Here is a 15,384-nt window from a genome sequence, read left to right as displayed (position 1 = left end):
AAATTTAATGAATTTTAGGTCTGATATTAACGGACTAAGAGCAATAGCTGTTATTTCAGTGGTTTTATTCCACTTTAACCCAGAGATCTTGCCCGGAGGATTTGCTGGGGTTGACGTTTTCTTTGTAATATCCGGGTTTTTAATGACTTCTATTATATTTAGAGGCTTAGAGAACTCAAACTTTTCAATCATTAACTTTTATATTTCTCGTGCGAACAGAATCATACCTGCATTAGCGATACTGTGCTTAGTTATTATGATTTTCGGTTGGTTCTATCTTACTCCTCTTGACTTCAAAACCTTAGGAAAGCATGTATCAGGATCTATCAGGTTTATATCCAATAGCATGTATTTAAAGGAGTCTGGATATTTTGATGTAAGTGCAAATAGTAAATGGCTATTACACACATGGTCTTTATCAGTAGAGTGGCAATTCTACCTCATATATCCTGTAGTGCTAACTCTTCTATATAAAGCTTTTGGTTTAAAAACACTCAGAAAAATACTAATAGCGGCCGCAGTTTCATTTTATCTATATAGCTTGTATTCATCATACTCAAATCCTAATGCATCATACTTTTTACTATCGAATCGTGCGTGGGAAATGTTGCTCGGTGGTATAGCTTATGCCTACCCGATAGAACTCAAAAACTCTTTGAAAAACTTACTATCAAGATGCGGTTTACTGTTGATCGCCATTAGCTTTATTGTTTCCTCAAAGAGTAGTTTATGGCCTGGTTACTTAGCTCTACTACCAACTATTGGTACATACTTGGTTATTATTTGTAATCAAAATTCTTTAATCACAAGTAATTATATTTCTAATAAATTAGGTTTGTGGTCATACTCTATATATCTTTGGCATTGGCCATTGGTCGTACTAGGAACATACTTCGCAATTCAAAACTGGATTTGGTTTGGGTTACCTCTCTCGATCTTACTTGGTTATATTAGCCACCGTTATGTTGAAAGTTATAGATTCCCTAAACTCAAAGAAATAAAAATTAAGTATGTTATCTCCGCGAAACCTATTTTATTTGCGTTAGCAATCTTGGTGATCTCTAAGGGGATAGTAGAAGCTGACGGCATTGCCTTTAGAGTTGACGATAGAGTAACAAAAGCAGAGGCCGCAACATTTGATAGAAATGAGCTTACTCGTTCATGTTTTTATGGCCCCGAAACACCTATTGATGCAAAGCCTTGTGTTTTAGGAAATAAAAATAACATTCAACTTATCATTGTTGGCGATAGCCACGCAGATGCAATCTCATCTGGTATTCTTGATGCAATAGACTTACAAGACGGCGGTGCAGTTACATTTCTAAGGCACTCATGCCCTTTCATTTTTGGAGCAAAACTAACAGATTACAGTGTTGACAATTGTGCAGCTGCAAATGAACACACCTTTAATATAATAGAAAGAGAATACCCAGGGGTTCCTGTATTTGTTGTAAATAGGACTTCTTCTTATCTGTTTGGCCATTCTGAACTCGTCAAAATTAAGAAAAATTCTGGCCCTGGTATATATTTCAGTGAAATTCACCAAAAACTTGACGATGAATTACTTCAAGAGTATTCAAGTCACTATGAAGATACGATCTGTTCATTGAGCCATAACAATCCAACTTATATTACAACGCCGATACCAGAAATGCTTATCAACGTCCCACAATACGTATCGAGAGGTATATTAAAAAATGGGGGCGTAATTGATGTAACTCTACCAATCAAAACTTACAATGATAGGCATGGTTTTATAGTTGGATTAATGGATCGTGTTAGTGCTAAATGTGGTTCTACTGTTCTGAATGTTAAAGAGTACTTGTGTGATTCTGAGAAGTGCAATGGCTCTCAAAACGGCCAACCTCTTTATTATGATGCTGATCACATGACTGTGAGTGGCAGTAAACTTCTAACTCCATTATTTAAACAGGCTATTACGAATCCTTCCTAGATTAAAAAGGGCACATTCGAAATGTACGAATGTGCCCTTTTTATATCTGACTTTTCTTGTGCTTGAACGCTTAAATATCAGTGAAGCGATGGATAATTTGGTTCGAGCTACCTCGCCATTCTAGGTTGAGGTCTCGTTTATCTTGCTCATATTTTCCATCGATTAGGGTGTCGATGTACTGCATCACTTCACGCTGCGCATCATCGAGTTCTTCAAGCGTGTAACCCGTCCAAACCCAAATATCTTTACCTGGGCACTCTTCTCTTACTCGTTTAACAAGCTTAAGAATGTGCGGCACGTTTGCTGGATGAAGTGGATCACCGCCAGACAGAGATAAGCCACGACGTTTGATGCGTGTGTCGTTTAAGTCTGCGATGATTTGATCTTCAGCTTCTTGCGTGAAAAACACACCCGAGTCCAAACGTTGCGTCGACTGGTTATAACAGCCGCGACACTGGTGTACACAGCCCGACACAAACAGTGTGCAGCGTGTACCTGGTCCGTTAACAACGTCGATTGGATAATATTGGTGGTAATTCATAATCGTGCCTTGTTTTGCTGGCTAGAAAAGAAAATCAACCCACTACAGGTTGATTTTCATTATTTGGGTCTGAGTTTAAGTAAACCTTACAGGTGCTTAACTCGACGCTTAACTTCTTCTTGTTTACCGAAGTTAAACGGACGTGCATCTGGGCTGCCTAGGTAACCACAAACGCGGCGTGTTACTGACACTTTTGTAGAGTCATGGTTGCCACAGCTTGGGCAAGTGAAGCCTTTACTTGTACAGTCAAACTCACCGTTGTAGCCACACTCGTAACACTCATCAATTGGTGTGTTGGTACCGTAGTAAGGGACTCGGGTATAACTGTAATCCCATACGTTTTCTAAAGCTTCAACGTTACGCTGCATGTTCGGGAACTCGCCGTAACAGATAAAGCCGCCGCTTGAGATTTCAGGGTAAGGCATCTCAAAGTCGATCTTATCGTATGGGTTCACCTTCTTCTCTACATCTAAGTGGAAGCTGTTGGTGTAGTAACCTTTGTCTGTTACACCTTTAATCACACCGAACTCTTTTGCGTCGATGCGACAGAAACGGCTGCAAAGGTTTTCACTTGGTGTTGCGTATAAGCTGAAACCATAGCCAGTTTCATCAGCCCAGCCATTAACCGTATCTTTTAGGTGCTTGATGATAGCTACTGCTTTTTCACTCAAAACCGCATCGTCGTATACGTGCGCTTCTGTACCGAATAGCGCATTGATTGTCTCATGTACACCGATGTAGCCAAGAGAGATAGATGCTCGGCCGTTCTTGAAGATCTCTGCGATTGAGTCATCGGCTTTTAGGCGAACACCACACGCACCTTCCATGTAAAGGATTGGCGCAACACGTGCTTTCACGTTTTCTAGGCGCTGGATACGTGTCTCTAGCGCTTTACGAGCAAGACGTAGACGATCGTTTAGTAGCTCGTAGAACTTCTCTTCGCTGCCATTTGCACGAATTGCAATACGTGGAAGGTTCAAGCTCACGACACCAAGGTTGTTACGACCTTCGTGGATTAGCTCACCATTCTCTTCATATGTACCTAGGAAGCTGCGGCAACCCATTGGTGTTTTAAATGACCCCGTTACTTCCACTACTTTGTCGTAGTTAAGAATATCTGGGTACATACGCTTAGTTGCGCACTCAAGTGCAAGTTGTTTGATGTCGTAGTTTGGATCTTCTGATTTGTGGTTCAAACCATCTTTAATACCAAATACCAGTTTCGGGAATACCGCTGTTTTACGGTTTTTACCTAGACCAGCAATACGGTTCTTCAGAATAGATTTCTGAATAAGGCGAGATGCCCAGCTTGTGCCAAGACCGAAACCGAACGTAACAAATGGTGTTTGACCGTTTGCGGTATGCAGCGTGTTTACTTCGTATTCTAGAGATTGGAACGCGTCGTAACACTCTTTCTCGGTGCGCGCTTTTGCAAACTCTTCTGGCTCAGCAATGTTCCACTCTGTTGCGATCTCTAGGTGTTTCTCGTAACTCGTCATTACATACGGCTCTAGTACTTCATCAATACGGTTGATGGTTGTACCGCCGTAAATGTGGCTTGCTACTTGTGCAATGATCTGAGCTGTTACTGCTGTCGCTGTTGAAATTGATTTCGGAGTATCAATCTCGGCGTTACCCATTTTAAAGCCGTGAGTCAGCATGCCTTTCAAATCGATAAGCATACAGTTAAACATTGGGAAGAACGGTGCGTAATCCAAATCGTGGTAGTGAATATCGCCTACTTCATGTGCTTGAACGACATCACGTGGAAGGATATGCGTTTTTGCGTAATGCTTCGCTACGATACCAGCCAGCAAGTCACGTTGAGTTGGAATAACTTTGCCGTCTTTGTTCGCGTTCTCGTTGATGAGGTCTAGATTACTTTCTTCGATTAGACCTTCGATCTCGCGAGTTAGTGCGCTTTGTTTCTCACGTGCGATATCGCGATCATGGCGATACTCAATGTAAGAACGAGCCAGTGCTTTGTAAGGACCTTGCATCAGTTCATTTTCTACAAGGTTTTGAATCTCGTGGATGTGTACCTCATCGTGATTTTCAAGCTGCAGTTCTACTGCAAGAGCAACATTCAATGCATGTATTGCGATATCTTTGTCTTTTTTGTCCGCTGCCGACTCCACTGCAGATTGAATGCGATCCCTGCTAAACGGAGCTCTTGAGCCGTCACGCTTGATTACGATTGGTTTCACTTTTTCTCCTTACCCAGAATGTTCACAGACTTATCCACAAACACACTATATAGGGCTAATTTTTATTCGACTGACACAATATATTGTGGCGTATTTAACGAGAAGCACCAACTGAAAACATTGATTTTGATCAATAAAAATTGGCTAGCGGACAAGATCAAATCGATCTTATCGGTGTTGATCTCAGTTGCGAAGAAAACTGTGAAAATTGCAAAATTGCAGCGAAATCCACTTGCTTTTTTTAGAGGTCTTATAGGATAAAGGATGGAAAGGAATGCGCTAAAAAAGAGGAGTGCAACAGACCAAAATGCGATCACTTTTTGTTACGACGATATTACTTTTTAGTTCTTTTTCATTTGCTCAAAATTCAATCAAATTAACCAGCTGGAATATTGAATGGTTATCTATAGATGGTGGAAAAGTGTCAAGAACATCACAAGATTTTGAAAAACTGAACTACTATGTGGATAAAACACAAGCCGACATTCTCGCTTTTCAAGAAGTCGAGAGTGTCACTGCTGTCCAAAGAGCCGTTGGCAATGACTTCACTATTTATCTTTCCGATCGAGCGAATGCGTCTAACCGACACCTTCAGTTCAATGACACCAATCAATACACTGGTTTCGCGGTACGTAATGGTGTGAGCGTGTTGGACCAGCCAGACTTTTCTATCACCCGAGGCAACAGCAAGCTACGCTTCGCGAGCTACCTTGTTTTGAATCCAAACCAAGATAACGAGACTCACTTACTCTCTGTGCACCTAAAAGCGGGTTGCAGTGGCGGGTATCGTAACAACCGTGATTGTAAGATAGTGAAACAACAGGGACAGGCACTAGCCAAGTGGATAAAAGCGCGCGAGAAGAGCAAACAACAATATGTGGTGCTTGGCGACTTTAACCACAATTTGGGTTATCGAGGAGATTGGTTATGGGAAGTGCTATCGGGCAATACCGATGCAAAGCTAGTGACCAAAAACACCGAAGCGGAATGTAAGGTGCGTTCTAATCGAAACCCGAATAAAACCCACCAATTCCGCTCAGTGATAGACCACATTATTGTCAGTGGTGATTTAAAAGCGTCGCCTGGTGTTCAAACCGTTTTCAAAACACAAGATGTGCTCGACTATAAGCTGAGCGACCATTGCCCCGTAAGCACAACTTTAACGCTTAACTGAACGAACAAAATGGCCCAGCATCATGCTGGGCTATTTTATGTTGTTGTTTGTTAGAAAGATGTTTGATTAGTGAACGAGAGAAACCGTTCTATCAAAGCGCTCCTGGATTTAGCAGCACTACGTCCCCCTGCTTCAAACCCGTTCGCACTCTCCCCAACTCTCCAAGCTGAATTAGCCGAGTTTCTACCTCCCCCCTGCCTTGCAACACTTTTACATAGTCCAATTGGCCAACTTGGTAAACCGCCTCTTTTGGCACGCGAAGTACGACATCGTCGGTCAAGGTCAACGTGACTTTGGCGTATGTACCTGGATAGATAGCCCTTGGCGGCTCAAATTGAAGCTTTACGGCATAACTGCGCGAGTTGGCATCTGCCGACGGCGTTACTTCTTTTACCACCGCTTGCGCATTTAGGTTGTAAGACGGAAAAACAATGTCCACTTCTTTATCGTAAGTCACATAAGGCATAACCGACTCAGCAAAATTCACCTCAATTTCTAACGAGTTTGGATTGTACATAGATAAAAGCAAAGCACCCGGCGTCGCGGTATCACCTTTGTTAATGGGCTTTTGCGTGATCAAGCCATCAAATGGTGCAGTAATAATGCTGTAACCAAAGGTCGTTTCCGCCTCAGAGACCGCTGCCTGCGCTTTATTGAAGTTGGCTTGCGCGGTTTGCAACGTGCTTTCCGCTTGGTCAAATTGCGATTGAGGGATCAGCTTTTTGTTTAAAAGCGCTCTGACACGAGAAAACTCCTTTCTCGCCGTATTGAGCTGCGCTTGTGCAGATGATAAAGCCTGCTCACTTTGACGAACTCGCGCGTCGAGATCATCGCTTTCTAGCCGCGCCAACACATCTCCTTGCTTCACTCTATCGCCAACCTTCACCAATACTTCCATCACCGATGCAGTTAACCGTGCTGCGATATCGGCATGCTGCTCTGCAACGACAACGCCCGGAAACTCTCGAACAACAGGTTCACTGGTTAACATCAGTTTATGTGTCTCTACGTTATTTACGTCAATCTGGTTGGTTCTTACATCATGTTCTGTCGGCAGTTTTTCTGTAAAAAATCCAGCCATATAGAGAAAAAGAAGCGCGAGTATGGCAAACAGAATCACGCCTAACCATTTGGTATCTAATTTCATTGCTCTTCCTCCATCTGAGGTAATCCATGTCCTTTGGTGTTTTGGTATGCAAGGTTGTAAACCACCGGAACCACAAGCAGTGTAAAGATGGTCGAGGCGGTAATACCGAATATGATTGCCCAAGCCAAACCGTTAAAAATTGGGTCTAACGTAATCACTACGTTACCCAGTAACGTTGTACCCGCAGTCAGCAATATTGGCCGCATACGAACAACACCAGATTCAATCAATGCATCATGTAAGCTACGACCTTCAGCCAGCGATTGCTGAACAAATTCAATCAAAACGAGAGAGTTACGCACCACAATCCCAGCTAGCGCAATCATGCCGATCATCGCGGTCGCCGTGAACAGAGCTGGATTCGGGTAATTACCGATATCACTGCTTAACACATTCAAAATCCAGAACCCCGGCATAATCCCAATCACGGTCAGTGGTATCGCCAGCATGATGATGCCCGATACCGCAGGTAAACCTGTTTGAATCAACATCACCACAAATACGCCAAGCAGCGCCGCGCCATAAGCAATGCCCAAATCACGGAATACGTCCACTGTGATTTTCCATTCCCCTTCACCACTCCAAACCACTTCGATGTTGTCAGGCACGCTCCAAGTGATACCTGCGCCATTGCTCAAGTACGTGCGCTCTTGCCAGTGACGATGCGCATCTTCCGCGTGAGTCGTATCTTGGTCAGCCATCACATCGGCAATCACTTCACCCGGCACACGCCCAACTACCTCGGCGTAGACATACACAACAGGCTTGAGGTTTTTGTGGAAAATCGGTTTGTCCGCTGCGCGTTTTACAAAATGGCCGACTTCAGACAACTGCACGATAGGCTGAGGAGCATCCACAACCGCCCCATTGGATTCTACTTTTGCAATGCCCGGACGGCCTCGCACATAAAGCTGCTCTAGTTGATTCAGGTTATCTCTGTCTTCGCGTCGGAGCTGCACTTCGATAGGTAGTGGATCAACTTCTCTTGGATCGGCGATATAACCGAGCACTTTGGCGTTCGCGGCGGTAATAAGCGTGTTATTGATATCAGCAACAGAAACACCGGACAGCGCCGCTTTTTCTTGATCAACGATGAATTGCCACGTTTCTAAATCACCTTGGATGCTGGTATCCACCTCAGAAACCAACTGTTCTTTGCGAAGCCTATCCGCGACTTTCTCTGCTTGGCTCATCAGATCTTCATATGATGTCGCTTCGTCACCGTAAACTTCTGCTGTAATGGTGGCGATTACAGGCGGGCCTGGCGGTACTTCGACTAACTGCACGTCAGCGTCAAACTTATCTGCAATCTGCTCTAAATCCGCCCTGAGTCGTGTCACCAGCTCGTGTGATTGCATTGCGCGGCGATTCTTCTCTGCAAGAACGACTCGAAGCTCGCCTTGGTAGGGTTCGCTACGCATAAAGTAGTGCCGCACCATGCCGTTGAAATCCATTGGGGAAGCGGTGCCCGCAAAGCCCGACACACTTGTCACTTCCGGCACCGTCATTAAATAGTCCGTAAAGCTCGACAGCGCGTTGGAGGTATCCACAAAGCTTGAAGACTCTGGCATGTTTAATACTAATTGGAACTCGTTCTTATTGTCATAAGGCAGCAACTTAAGTGGAACTAAGCGAAGTGCTGGCAACAATACTGCCAAGACGAACAACAAGGCAATCAAACCAAGGAAAAGCCACGCTTTCTTGCGACTTTCAAGTAACGGAATCAACACTCCACGATACAAACGATACATCGGCGAGGATTGAATGTCATAGTGGCCGTTTTTCTCAGCACCTCTGAGTAGGCTCTTAGCAAGCCAAGGCGTGATCATAAACGCGACAACGGTACTAAAGATAACGCTGATCGGAACGTTGAACGCCAGTGGTGCCATATAAGGCCCCATCATCCCAGTGATAAAAAACATCGGCGTAAACACGATCACAATCGCGACCGTCGACATTAGCAAGGCGCTACGAATTTCTGCCATGGCGAGAACAATCGCATTGGTTCGCGTGAGATTTTTTCGTTTGAGGTAGCGTTCAATGTTATCGATACTGGCGATCGGGTCGTCCACGATCAAACCTAGCGCCAAAATCAATGCAAATAGCGTGACTCGGTTGATGGAATAACCAAAAGCTAAGTCCATACCAAGCGCGGCACCATAGCTAATTGGAATCGCGATGCCAACCACCAATGCACTTCGCCAGTTCAAGAACAAACCAACAAACACCACGACAGTTAGAATCGAAATACCAAGGCTTGATACCAAATTGTTTACTTTTGCGTTCGCCGTTTCGCCATAGTCCCGAATGACTTCAACTTGTACTTGCGGAGGAAACTGCTCGGATTGAAGCTCCACCAGTTTATCCCGAACAGACTGAGCGACGTTAACCGCGTTAGAGCCTTTTTGTTTAGCGACAGAAATGAACACCGCTGGGTATGCTTCATCGTGGTTTTTATCGCGATACCAAGTATCGGATGTTGCCTCACCTTCACCGTCGTAAATACGCGCGACATCTTTTAAATAAACGGGTTTGCCATTGAGTACCGCGATAACAACATCGCCAACCTCTTTGGCGTTGGTCAGAAACCGTCCCGACTCCAATGTGTAATTTTGCCCATTTACGCGAACACTCTTGCCTTGGATTTTGCTATTACTGAGCTTAATGGCCTGTTCGAGATCATCGATGGTCACTTTGAAGTTTGCCATCGCAACAGAATCGAGCTCTATCTGAATTTTTCTCGGCTCACCGCCAATCACTTCCACCTTGTTGGTGGCATCCAATGATTTAATGCCTAATGTGGCTTGGTCAGCAATACGTCTCAATTGATAACGATCGAGAATATCTGGGTTTGTGGAATAAATTGCCGCAACAACAATAGCTACATCGTCGATTTCAATAGGCTTTACAAGCCAGTTGGTGGCAGAAGGAGGAACTTTGTCTTGGTTGGAGTAGAGTTTATTGTAAAGCTTAACCAGTGCATCTTCGCGGTTTTCACCGACATAGAAACGAACGATTACCTGCGCAGCACCTTCTATTGACGAGGAATAAACGTATTCCACACCGTCAATTTGGCTAACAAGCTTTTCTAATGGTTCAGTGATTTGATTTTCGACTTGAGAAGCGCTTAGTCCGGGAGCCGATATCAATACATCCGCCATCGGCACAACAATTTGCGGGTCTTCCTCTTTCGGGGTCAACCTCAAGGCCGCTGCACCGACCACAAGCGCGAGTAAAATCATGATTGGAGGGAAAAAGCTGTTCATCACAGACTGAACAAAACTTCGCTTTAGTTTGTCGGGCATCCTTTCCCCTCCATATCAGATTGATTGTTTACGCGTTCGTGGTTTTCATCTTCTTCGCATTACGGTTAGTAATGATCGCTTTCGCGAACAGAGATCCAACTAACATCGCAACGAAGAACACCACAATGCTCACGTTGCCTAATGCCAAACTCGCAACTGCAGGGCCAGGGCAAATACCTGCCAAACCCCAACCTAAACCAAAGATCGCCGCACCAGATAACAAACGTCCGTCGATGTTCTTATTGGTTGGTGTGCAAAACGCTTCACCGCTAACTGATTGTTTTCTCGGCTTGATGATTAAAAAATAGCTTGGCATGAATACCGCGAGTGCGCCGCCCATCACAAAAGCCAAACTTGGATCCCAACGGCCAGAAATATCTAAAAATCCAATGACTTTAGCTGGGTCGATCATGCCAGACACCGCCATGCCCATACCGAATAACACACCGCTCAAAAGAGCAGAAAAACGGAAAATAGTCTTGTTCATGGAATCTCTCTTAAACTAGGTGAAGTCGAACGAATACCGTTAGGCCAGCGACGGCCATAAATACACAGGTCGCCACAATAGAACGCTTAGACAAACGGCCCATGCCACAAATACCGTGTCCGCTAGTACATCCATTACCCAGTCTGGTCCCGATTCCTACCAATAAACCAGCGGCAATCACCATCCCTAAAGAAAGGTTTGAGGTACTAGGAACCGCAATGCCCAACATCAGAACGCTAATCAAGCCACCAGCTATCATTCCAACCGCAAAAAGCAATCGCCACGAATAATCGCCTTTTTTCGGTGACATAATGCCATTCATAATTCCACTGATTCCGGCAATTTTACCGTTAACCAACAACAATATAGTGGCGGAAACCCCTAACAAAATTCCACCAAACAACGATTCCCATGGAATAACGTTTAACATTATTTACCTCTAAAATCTTAGCTACGAATTAGTTACAGAAAACGCCATGAAGCGCTTTGATTAATGATTCAACTCTCGGTTCTGACAACGAATAAAACACTTGCTGTGATGCCTTACGAGCCGTGATCAATTTGTGTTTGCGAAGCACCGTTAAGTGCTGTGAAAAGGCGGATTGGCTAAGGAGCGAGTTCTTTTGCAGCTCCCCAACACCAACTTCACCTTGGGTCAGTTGGCACAACACCATTAACCTTTCCGGATGTGCCATTACTTTTAGGAGATCAGCAGCTTCATTGGCATTGCCTTTCATTGCTGCTACATCCATATCTGTATAGCTCATGACTCACCTCTACATTAAAAGCTAAATTAGATATTACTAAAATAATGCATTTAGTCAACACTAAATTAGCAAATATGAATTTAGGTAAATTAACATTAGACATTCCTAATTTAGTTAATTATAGTGATGAACATCAAAGGATGGCGTTCTCAGTTTGAGAGTACGAAGGAGAAGAGTTATGACGTTAGAAAATGCAGTACGAGTTTTTGCAGGCACAATGGTTTTGATTTCGGTCATACTAACCGTGTTCGTTCATAGTAACTTCATTTGGTTCACCGTGTTTATCGGCGTTAATCTTATTCAAAGTGCTTACACGGGAATCTGTCCTGCTGCTTATTTTTTAAAGAAATTTGGTTTTAGATAATCTAGAGCGTAGTGACCTTTCACACTGGCTATTCGTGAAACGTCAGCTCGCCCTAAAACTTGGAGTTAAAAATGACTAAGATCTTAATCGTCGGTGGTGTTGCAGGTGGTGCATCTGCGGCGGCGCGTGCTCGTCGTCTGAGTGAAGATGCCGAAATCATCATGTTTGAACGTGGCCCGTTCGTTTCATTTGCCAACTGTGGCTTGCCTTATCACATCGGCGGCGATATCCAAGAACGCAGTAAGTTACTACTACAAACGCCAGAAAGCTTTTTAGCACGCTTTAACGTCGACGTTCGCGTGATGAACGAAGTGGTTTCTATTAATCGCCAAGACAATAGCGTAACCGTAAAGAACTTACTTGATGGTTCTGAATATCAAGAAAGCTACGATGTTCTTCTATTGAGCCCTGGCGCAGGTCCAGTTGTGCCGCCTATTCCGGGCATCGATAACCCACTGACACATTCTCTGCGTAACATCCCTGATATGGATCGCATCATCAAGACAATTGAGACTAACAAGGTTGAACATGCCACGGTTGTTGGTGGAGGTTTTATTGGCTTAGAAATGATGGAAGCATTCCACCAGCTTGGCGTAAAAACCACATTAATTGAAATGGCGGATCAAGTGATGACGCCAGTAGACCGCGAGATGGCCGGCTTCGCTCATGCCGAGATACGAGAAAAAGGCATCGACTTGCGTTTAGGCGTTGCCCTTTCTTCGGTCGAATACGTTGCTAACCAATCTGTAGCAAATTCTGAAGCAGGTGAAGACGATGAACACCAACACCTTCAAGGTAAGCTAACTCTATCGCTCAATAACGGTGATGTGTTAGATACCGATATCCTGATCATGGCGATTGGTGTGCGTCCTGAGACAAAACTCGCGCAAGAAGCGGGTCTACAAATTGGCGCCCTAGGTGGTATCTACACCAACGAATACATGCAAACTAGCGATCCTTCAATCTATGCGGTTGGTGATGCAGTCGAAGAGAAAGACTTCATAACTGGTGAACAAACGCTGGTTCCATTAGCAGGCCCAGCAAACCGTCAAGGTCGTATGGCTGCAGACAACATGCTTGGTCGTCAAGAAGCTTACCAAGGCACACAAGGCACTGCGATCTGTAAGATTTTTGATTTGGCAGTGGCTTCTACCGGTAAAAATGAGAAACAACTAAAACGTGAAAACATCGCTTATGAAAAAGTGTATGTACACGCAGCAAGCCATGCTAGCTACTACCCTGGTTCAGAAACTGTATCATTCAAAATGTTGTTTGACCCGGAAACTGGCAAGATCCTTGGTGCACAAGCCGTAGGTAAAGACGGTATCGACAAACGAATCGACGTAATGGCCGTAGCTCAACGTGCCGGGATGACCGTAGAACAGCTTCAGCATCTAGAGCTAACTTACGCACCACCGTATGGTTCTGCAAAAGACGTGATTAACCAAGCCGCTTTTGTTGCTAGCAACATAATGAAAGGTGACGCTACTGCAATTCACTTTGATCAAATCGACAACCTGTCAGATGACCAAGTGCTGCTTGATGTACGTAACCCGGGAGAATTGGAATCCGTTGGCTTTATAGAGGGCACGCTCAATATTCCTGTCGACCAATTACGTCAACGCATGAATGAACTCCCAAAAGACAAAGAGATCGTGATTTACTGTCAAGTAGGGTTACGCGGTAACGTTGCTTATCGTCAACTTGTAAACTCAGGCTTTAAAGCACGTAACCTGCTTGGTGGTTACCGTACTTACAAGTTCGCAAAAGCTTAATCTCTGATACTAAATATCTAAATATCTAAATATCTAAATAAAAAAAGGGGCACGTAATGTGTCCCTTTTTACATCTCGGATTCGACTAAATGAATAATCTTAGTCGCTTTTTCGAAGTGGTCGAGTTGATGAGTTTGAATCCACCAGGTTGCTGCTTCCATCAATAACTCTGGGTTGTCATTCTTATTGGCGAAAAAGGCATAAAAGGACACACCCACATTGTCTCCTTTCTGACCTATTTTCTTCTTACACACCTGAATGATTTTGTTTCTTAACGCGATGTTCATTGCCTTTCCTTTTCTCCTTGCCGAAGCAAAATTAACCCAAAAACAGAATGACTGTATTTATATACAGTTATTAATAGTAAGGCAAATAAACATAATCATCTAGATGAATATTCTCGCGCGCAGACCTAACACCCAAGTGCTACTTTTGTTCGAAAATGCAGGGTCTTTGATGTACTGAATATCCGGTGTGATTTGAATGTAGTCGTTCAACTGCATGTTGTAGTAAAGCTCGGCAGTGAATTGTTCAGAGTCATCCACACCATAAGCGTGTTCTAGATTATCGTTAACATGGCTCCAGTTAACCGCGAAACCGAGGTTGTTGGTTGGCTTACCAAGACCAAAGTAACCAATCCCCACTGTTAGAGAGCGTTCATAAAGTGCCACATCACCTTCAGAGAAACCACCACGAATAAATGGCATTAATTGCTCTGTTGCAAAGTAACTTGCCGAGAAGTTAACCCCCTGCCCGCTGTCTTTGTTTGTCAGGTTATGCTGCGTATCACCATCCAAATGCCACGCCGTTAGGTGGACGTTATCGGTATAGATTTGATCTTGCGAAGCCGTCCAACCCAGTTCGAACGTCGTAAACAATTTATGATCGTTGAATAAGGTGTCGAAACCATCAAAAGGCTTGTCTGAACGCCCTTTTCCATCAGCTACACCAGCAACCATATAGAAGTTATCTGTCAGCATGTGACCGACGGCTAAGCCGAGAATACCGTCATCAGGCAGACCAATTGCCCCTCCTCCTGTACTGAAAGCCAGGTTAGTAAAACTTGTCCAAGGACTCGCTAACGCATATGTATCGACATAGTCACTCGCATCTAAGAAGCCGACCATGAACGCGGTTTTTCCACTATTTAATTGCTGTTGCCAGTAAAGGTTAGTTAAACGTGTACCTTGGTCACTATATGCAGAACCAATCATCCCTGCATAACCTAGCCCATTTCCGATAAAACTAAAGTCTTTTGGCGACAATTCGTTGTAGGCATGGCGATGTTCTACTTTCCATACCAATCCGCCCGTATTACCCGATTTAAGACCAACTAGGTTCCAACTACCATAAAAACGCGCTACGCCTGCACTTGCGGTATCTTCTCCACCACTTTGAGGATCCGAAGCCGTTAAGCCAAGCGCTTGGTAATCCAGACCGAAAGTAACATTATGTTCTTTCGCTAATAACTCACGCGATGAGCGTTTTTCGCGAGTATTTTCTGTAATGGTATTGTCTACCGAATTGGGGCTACCGAAATTAGCCCCTTGTACCGATGAGGCGAATAAAAGCGAAATAGCAATAAAACTTAGCTTTGGAACAGTTACTTTCATATCTGGCTTCTCATTAAACTCTTGATGTATACAACAAGAGTTTAATGATT

General features: G+C 44.0%; 13 protein-coding genes. 4 read left to right on the top strand and 9 right to left on the bottom strand.

Going from position 1 to position 15,384, the window contains the following annotated elements; genetic code table 11:
- Positions 1 to 7: 7 nt before the first annotated feature.
- On the top strand, positions 8 to 1,954 hold the full coding sequence (locus ACTS60_RS10650) for an acyltransferase family protein (protein ID WP_440888196.1): 1,947 nt from the start codon (positions 8 to 10) through the stop codon (positions 1,952 to 1,954).
- Positions 1,955 to 2,024: 70 nt separating this feature from the next.
- Here ACTS60_RS10650 and nrdG read toward each other — a convergent pair whose 3' ends face one another.
- Both nrdG and nrdD read right to left on the bottom strand, forming a co-directional pair.
- Entirely contained in the window at positions 2,025 to 2,495 is a 471-nt protein-coding gene (gene nrdG / locus ACTS60_RS10645; RefSeq protein ID WP_440888195.1) for an anaerobic ribonucleoside-triphosphate reductase-activating protein, read from the bottom strand.
- Between the two features lie 86 nt (positions 2,496 to 2,581).
- Positions 2,582 to 4,702 carry an anaerobic ribonucleoside-triphosphate reductase gene (nrdD, locus tag ACTS60_RS10640; RefSeq protein ID WP_440888194.1) on the bottom strand — a complete coding sequence of 707 codons (2,121 nt, stop codon included), beginning with the start codon at positions 4,700 to 4,702 and terminating at the stop codon, positions 2,582 to 2,584.
- Between the two features lie 307 nt (positions 4,703 to 5,009).
- On the opposite strand from nrdD, the gene ACTS60_RS10635 reads away from it, so the two are divergent.
- Positions 5,010 to 5,876, top strand: coding sequence for an endonuclease/exonuclease/phosphatase family protein (locus tag ACTS60_RS10635; RefSeq protein WP_440888193.1), 867 nt, complete (start codon positions 5,010 to 5,012; stop codon positions 5,874 to 5,876).
- A 91-nt stretch (positions 5,877 to 5,967) separates the two neighbouring features.
- Here the strand turns inward: ACTS60_RS10635 and ACTS60_RS10630 are convergent, their stop codons facing one another.
- The 5 genes from ACTS60_RS10630 to ACTS60_RS10610 are packed head-to-tail and all read right to left on the bottom strand — an operon-like array spanning position 5,968 to position 11,582.
- Complete coding sequence (locus ACTS60_RS10630; RefSeq protein ID WP_440888192.1) at positions 5,968 to 7,023, bottom strand: efflux RND transporter periplasmic adaptor subunit; 1,056 nt, start codon at positions 7,021 to 7,023, stop codon at positions 5,968 to 5,970.
- Positions 7,020 to 10,328, bottom strand: a complete 3,309-nt coding sequence (locus ACTS60_RS10625; RefSeq protein WP_440888191.1) for an efflux RND transporter permease subunit — start codon at positions 10,326 to 10,328, stop codon at positions 7,020 to 7,022. The genes ACTS60_RS10630 and ACTS60_RS10625 overlap by 4 nt, the downstream gene beginning before the upstream one ends.
- Before the next feature lie 28 nt (positions 10,329 to 10,356).
- Positions 10,357 to 10,815, bottom strand: a complete 459-nt coding sequence (locus tag ACTS60_RS10620) for a DUF6691 family protein (RefSeq protein ID WP_440888190.1) — start codon at positions 10,813 to 10,815, stop codon at positions 10,357 to 10,359.
- Between the two features lie 10 nt (positions 10,816 to 10,825).
- The gene (locus tag ACTS60_RS10615; protein WP_440888189.1) at positions 10,826 to 11,245 is read right to left on the bottom strand and encodes a YeeE/YedE family protein; all 420 of its coding nucleotides are present in this window, start codon (positions 11,243 to 11,245) and stop codon (positions 10,826 to 10,828) included.
- A 28-nt stretch (positions 11,246 to 11,273) separates the two neighbouring features.
- Complete coding sequence (locus tag ACTS60_RS10610) at positions 11,274 to 11,582, bottom strand: metalloregulator ArsR/SmtB family transcription factor (RefSeq protein WP_440888188.1); 309 nt, start codon at positions 11,580 to 11,582, stop codon at positions 11,274 to 11,276.
- Positions 11,583 to 11,760: 178 nt separating this feature from the next.
- On the opposite strand from ACTS60_RS10610, the gene ACTS60_RS10605 reads away from it, so the two are divergent.
- Both ACTS60_RS10605 and ACTS60_RS10600 read left to right on the top strand, forming a co-directional pair.
- Positions 11,761 to 11,946 (top strand): YgaP family membrane protein, encoded by a 186-nt coding sequence (locus tag ACTS60_RS10605; RefSeq protein ID WP_005498909.1) that lies wholly within the window; start codon positions 11,761 to 11,763, stop codon positions 11,944 to 11,946.
- Positions 11,947 to 12,017: 71 nt separating this feature from the next.
- On the top strand, positions 12,018 to 13,721 hold the full coding sequence (locus tag ACTS60_RS10600; RefSeq protein ID WP_440888187.1) for an FAD-dependent oxidoreductase: 1,704 nt from the start codon (positions 12,018 to 12,020) through the stop codon (positions 13,719 to 13,721).
- A 68-nt stretch (positions 13,722 to 13,789) separates the two neighbouring features.
- On the opposite strand, the gene ACTS60_RS10595 is transcribed toward ACTS60_RS10600, so the two are convergent.
- Together ACTS60_RS10595 and ACTS60_RS10590 are read right to left on the bottom strand one after the other, a co-directional pair.
- Entirely contained in the window at positions 13,790 to 14,008 is a 219-nt protein-coding gene (locus ACTS60_RS10595; RefSeq protein WP_440888186.1) for a DUF6500 family protein, read from the bottom strand.
- 99 nt (positions 14,009 to 14,107) lie between these two features.
- Complete coding sequence (locus tag ACTS60_RS10590; RefSeq protein ID WP_440888185.1) at positions 14,108 to 15,334, bottom strand: carbohydrate porin; 1,227 nt, start codon at positions 15,332 to 15,334, stop codon at positions 14,108 to 14,110.
- Between the last annotated feature and the right edge of the window lie 50 nt (positions 15,335 to 15,384).

It is taken from the genome of Vibrio sp. WZ-1, assembly GCF_052037695.1.
GTDB lineage: Bacteria > Pseudomonadota > Gammaproteobacteria > Enterobacterales > Vibrionaceae > Vibrio.
Note: the sequence above shows the minus strand (reverse complement) of the source record. Positions and strands in the feature narration are given on the sequence as shown.

Excerpts from the sequence above, each read along its gene's own strand:
- ACTS60_RS10615 (WP_440888189.1), bottom strand. The coding sequence starts at position 11,245 with ATGTTAAACGTTATTCCATGGGAATCGTTGTTTGGTGGAATTTTGTTA.
- ACTS60_RS10605 (WP_005498909.1), top strand. The coding sequence starts at position 11,761 with ATGACGTTAGAAAATGCAGTACGAGTTTTTGCAGGCACAATGGTTTTG.
- nrdG (WP_440888195.1), bottom strand. The coding sequence starts at position 2,495 with ATGAATTACCACCAATATTATCCAATCGACGTTGTTAACGGACCAGGT.
- ACTS60_RS10600 (WP_440888187.1), top strand. The coding sequence starts at position 12,018 with ATGACTAAGATCTTAATCGTCGGTGGTGTTGCAGGTGGTGCATCTGCG.
- ACTS60_RS10590 (WP_440888185.1), bottom strand. The coding sequence starts at position 15,334 with ATGAAAGTAACTGTTCCAAAGCTAAGTTTTATTGCTATTTCGCTTTTA.
- ACTS60_RS10635 (WP_440888193.1), top strand. The coding sequence starts at position 5,010 with ATGCGATCACTTTTTGTTACGACGATATTACTTTTTAGTTCTTTTTCA.
- ACTS60_RS10610 (WP_440888188.1), bottom strand. The coding sequence starts at position 11,582 with ATGAGCTATACAGATATGGATGTAGCAGCAATGAAAGGCAATGCCAAT.
- ACTS60_RS10595 (WP_440888186.1), bottom strand. The coding sequence starts at position 14,008 with ATGAACATCGCGTTAAGAAACAAAATCATTCAGGTGTGTAAGAAGAAA.
- ACTS60_RS10620 (WP_440888190.1), bottom strand. The coding sequence starts at position 10,815 with ATGAACAAGACTATTTTCCGTTTTTCTGCTCTTTTGAGCGGTGTGTTA.
- ACTS60_RS10650 (WP_440888196.1), top strand. The coding sequence starts at position 8 with ATGAATTTTAGGTCTGATATTAACGGACTAAGAGCAATAGCTGTTATT.
- ACTS60_RS10625 (WP_440888191.1), bottom strand. The coding sequence starts at position 10,328 with ATGCCCGACAAACTAAAGCGAAGTTTTGTTCAGTCTGTGATGAACAGC.
- ACTS60_RS10630 (WP_440888192.1), bottom strand. The coding sequence starts at position 7,023 with ATGAAATTAGATACCAAATGGTTAGGCGTGATTCTGTTTGCCATACTC.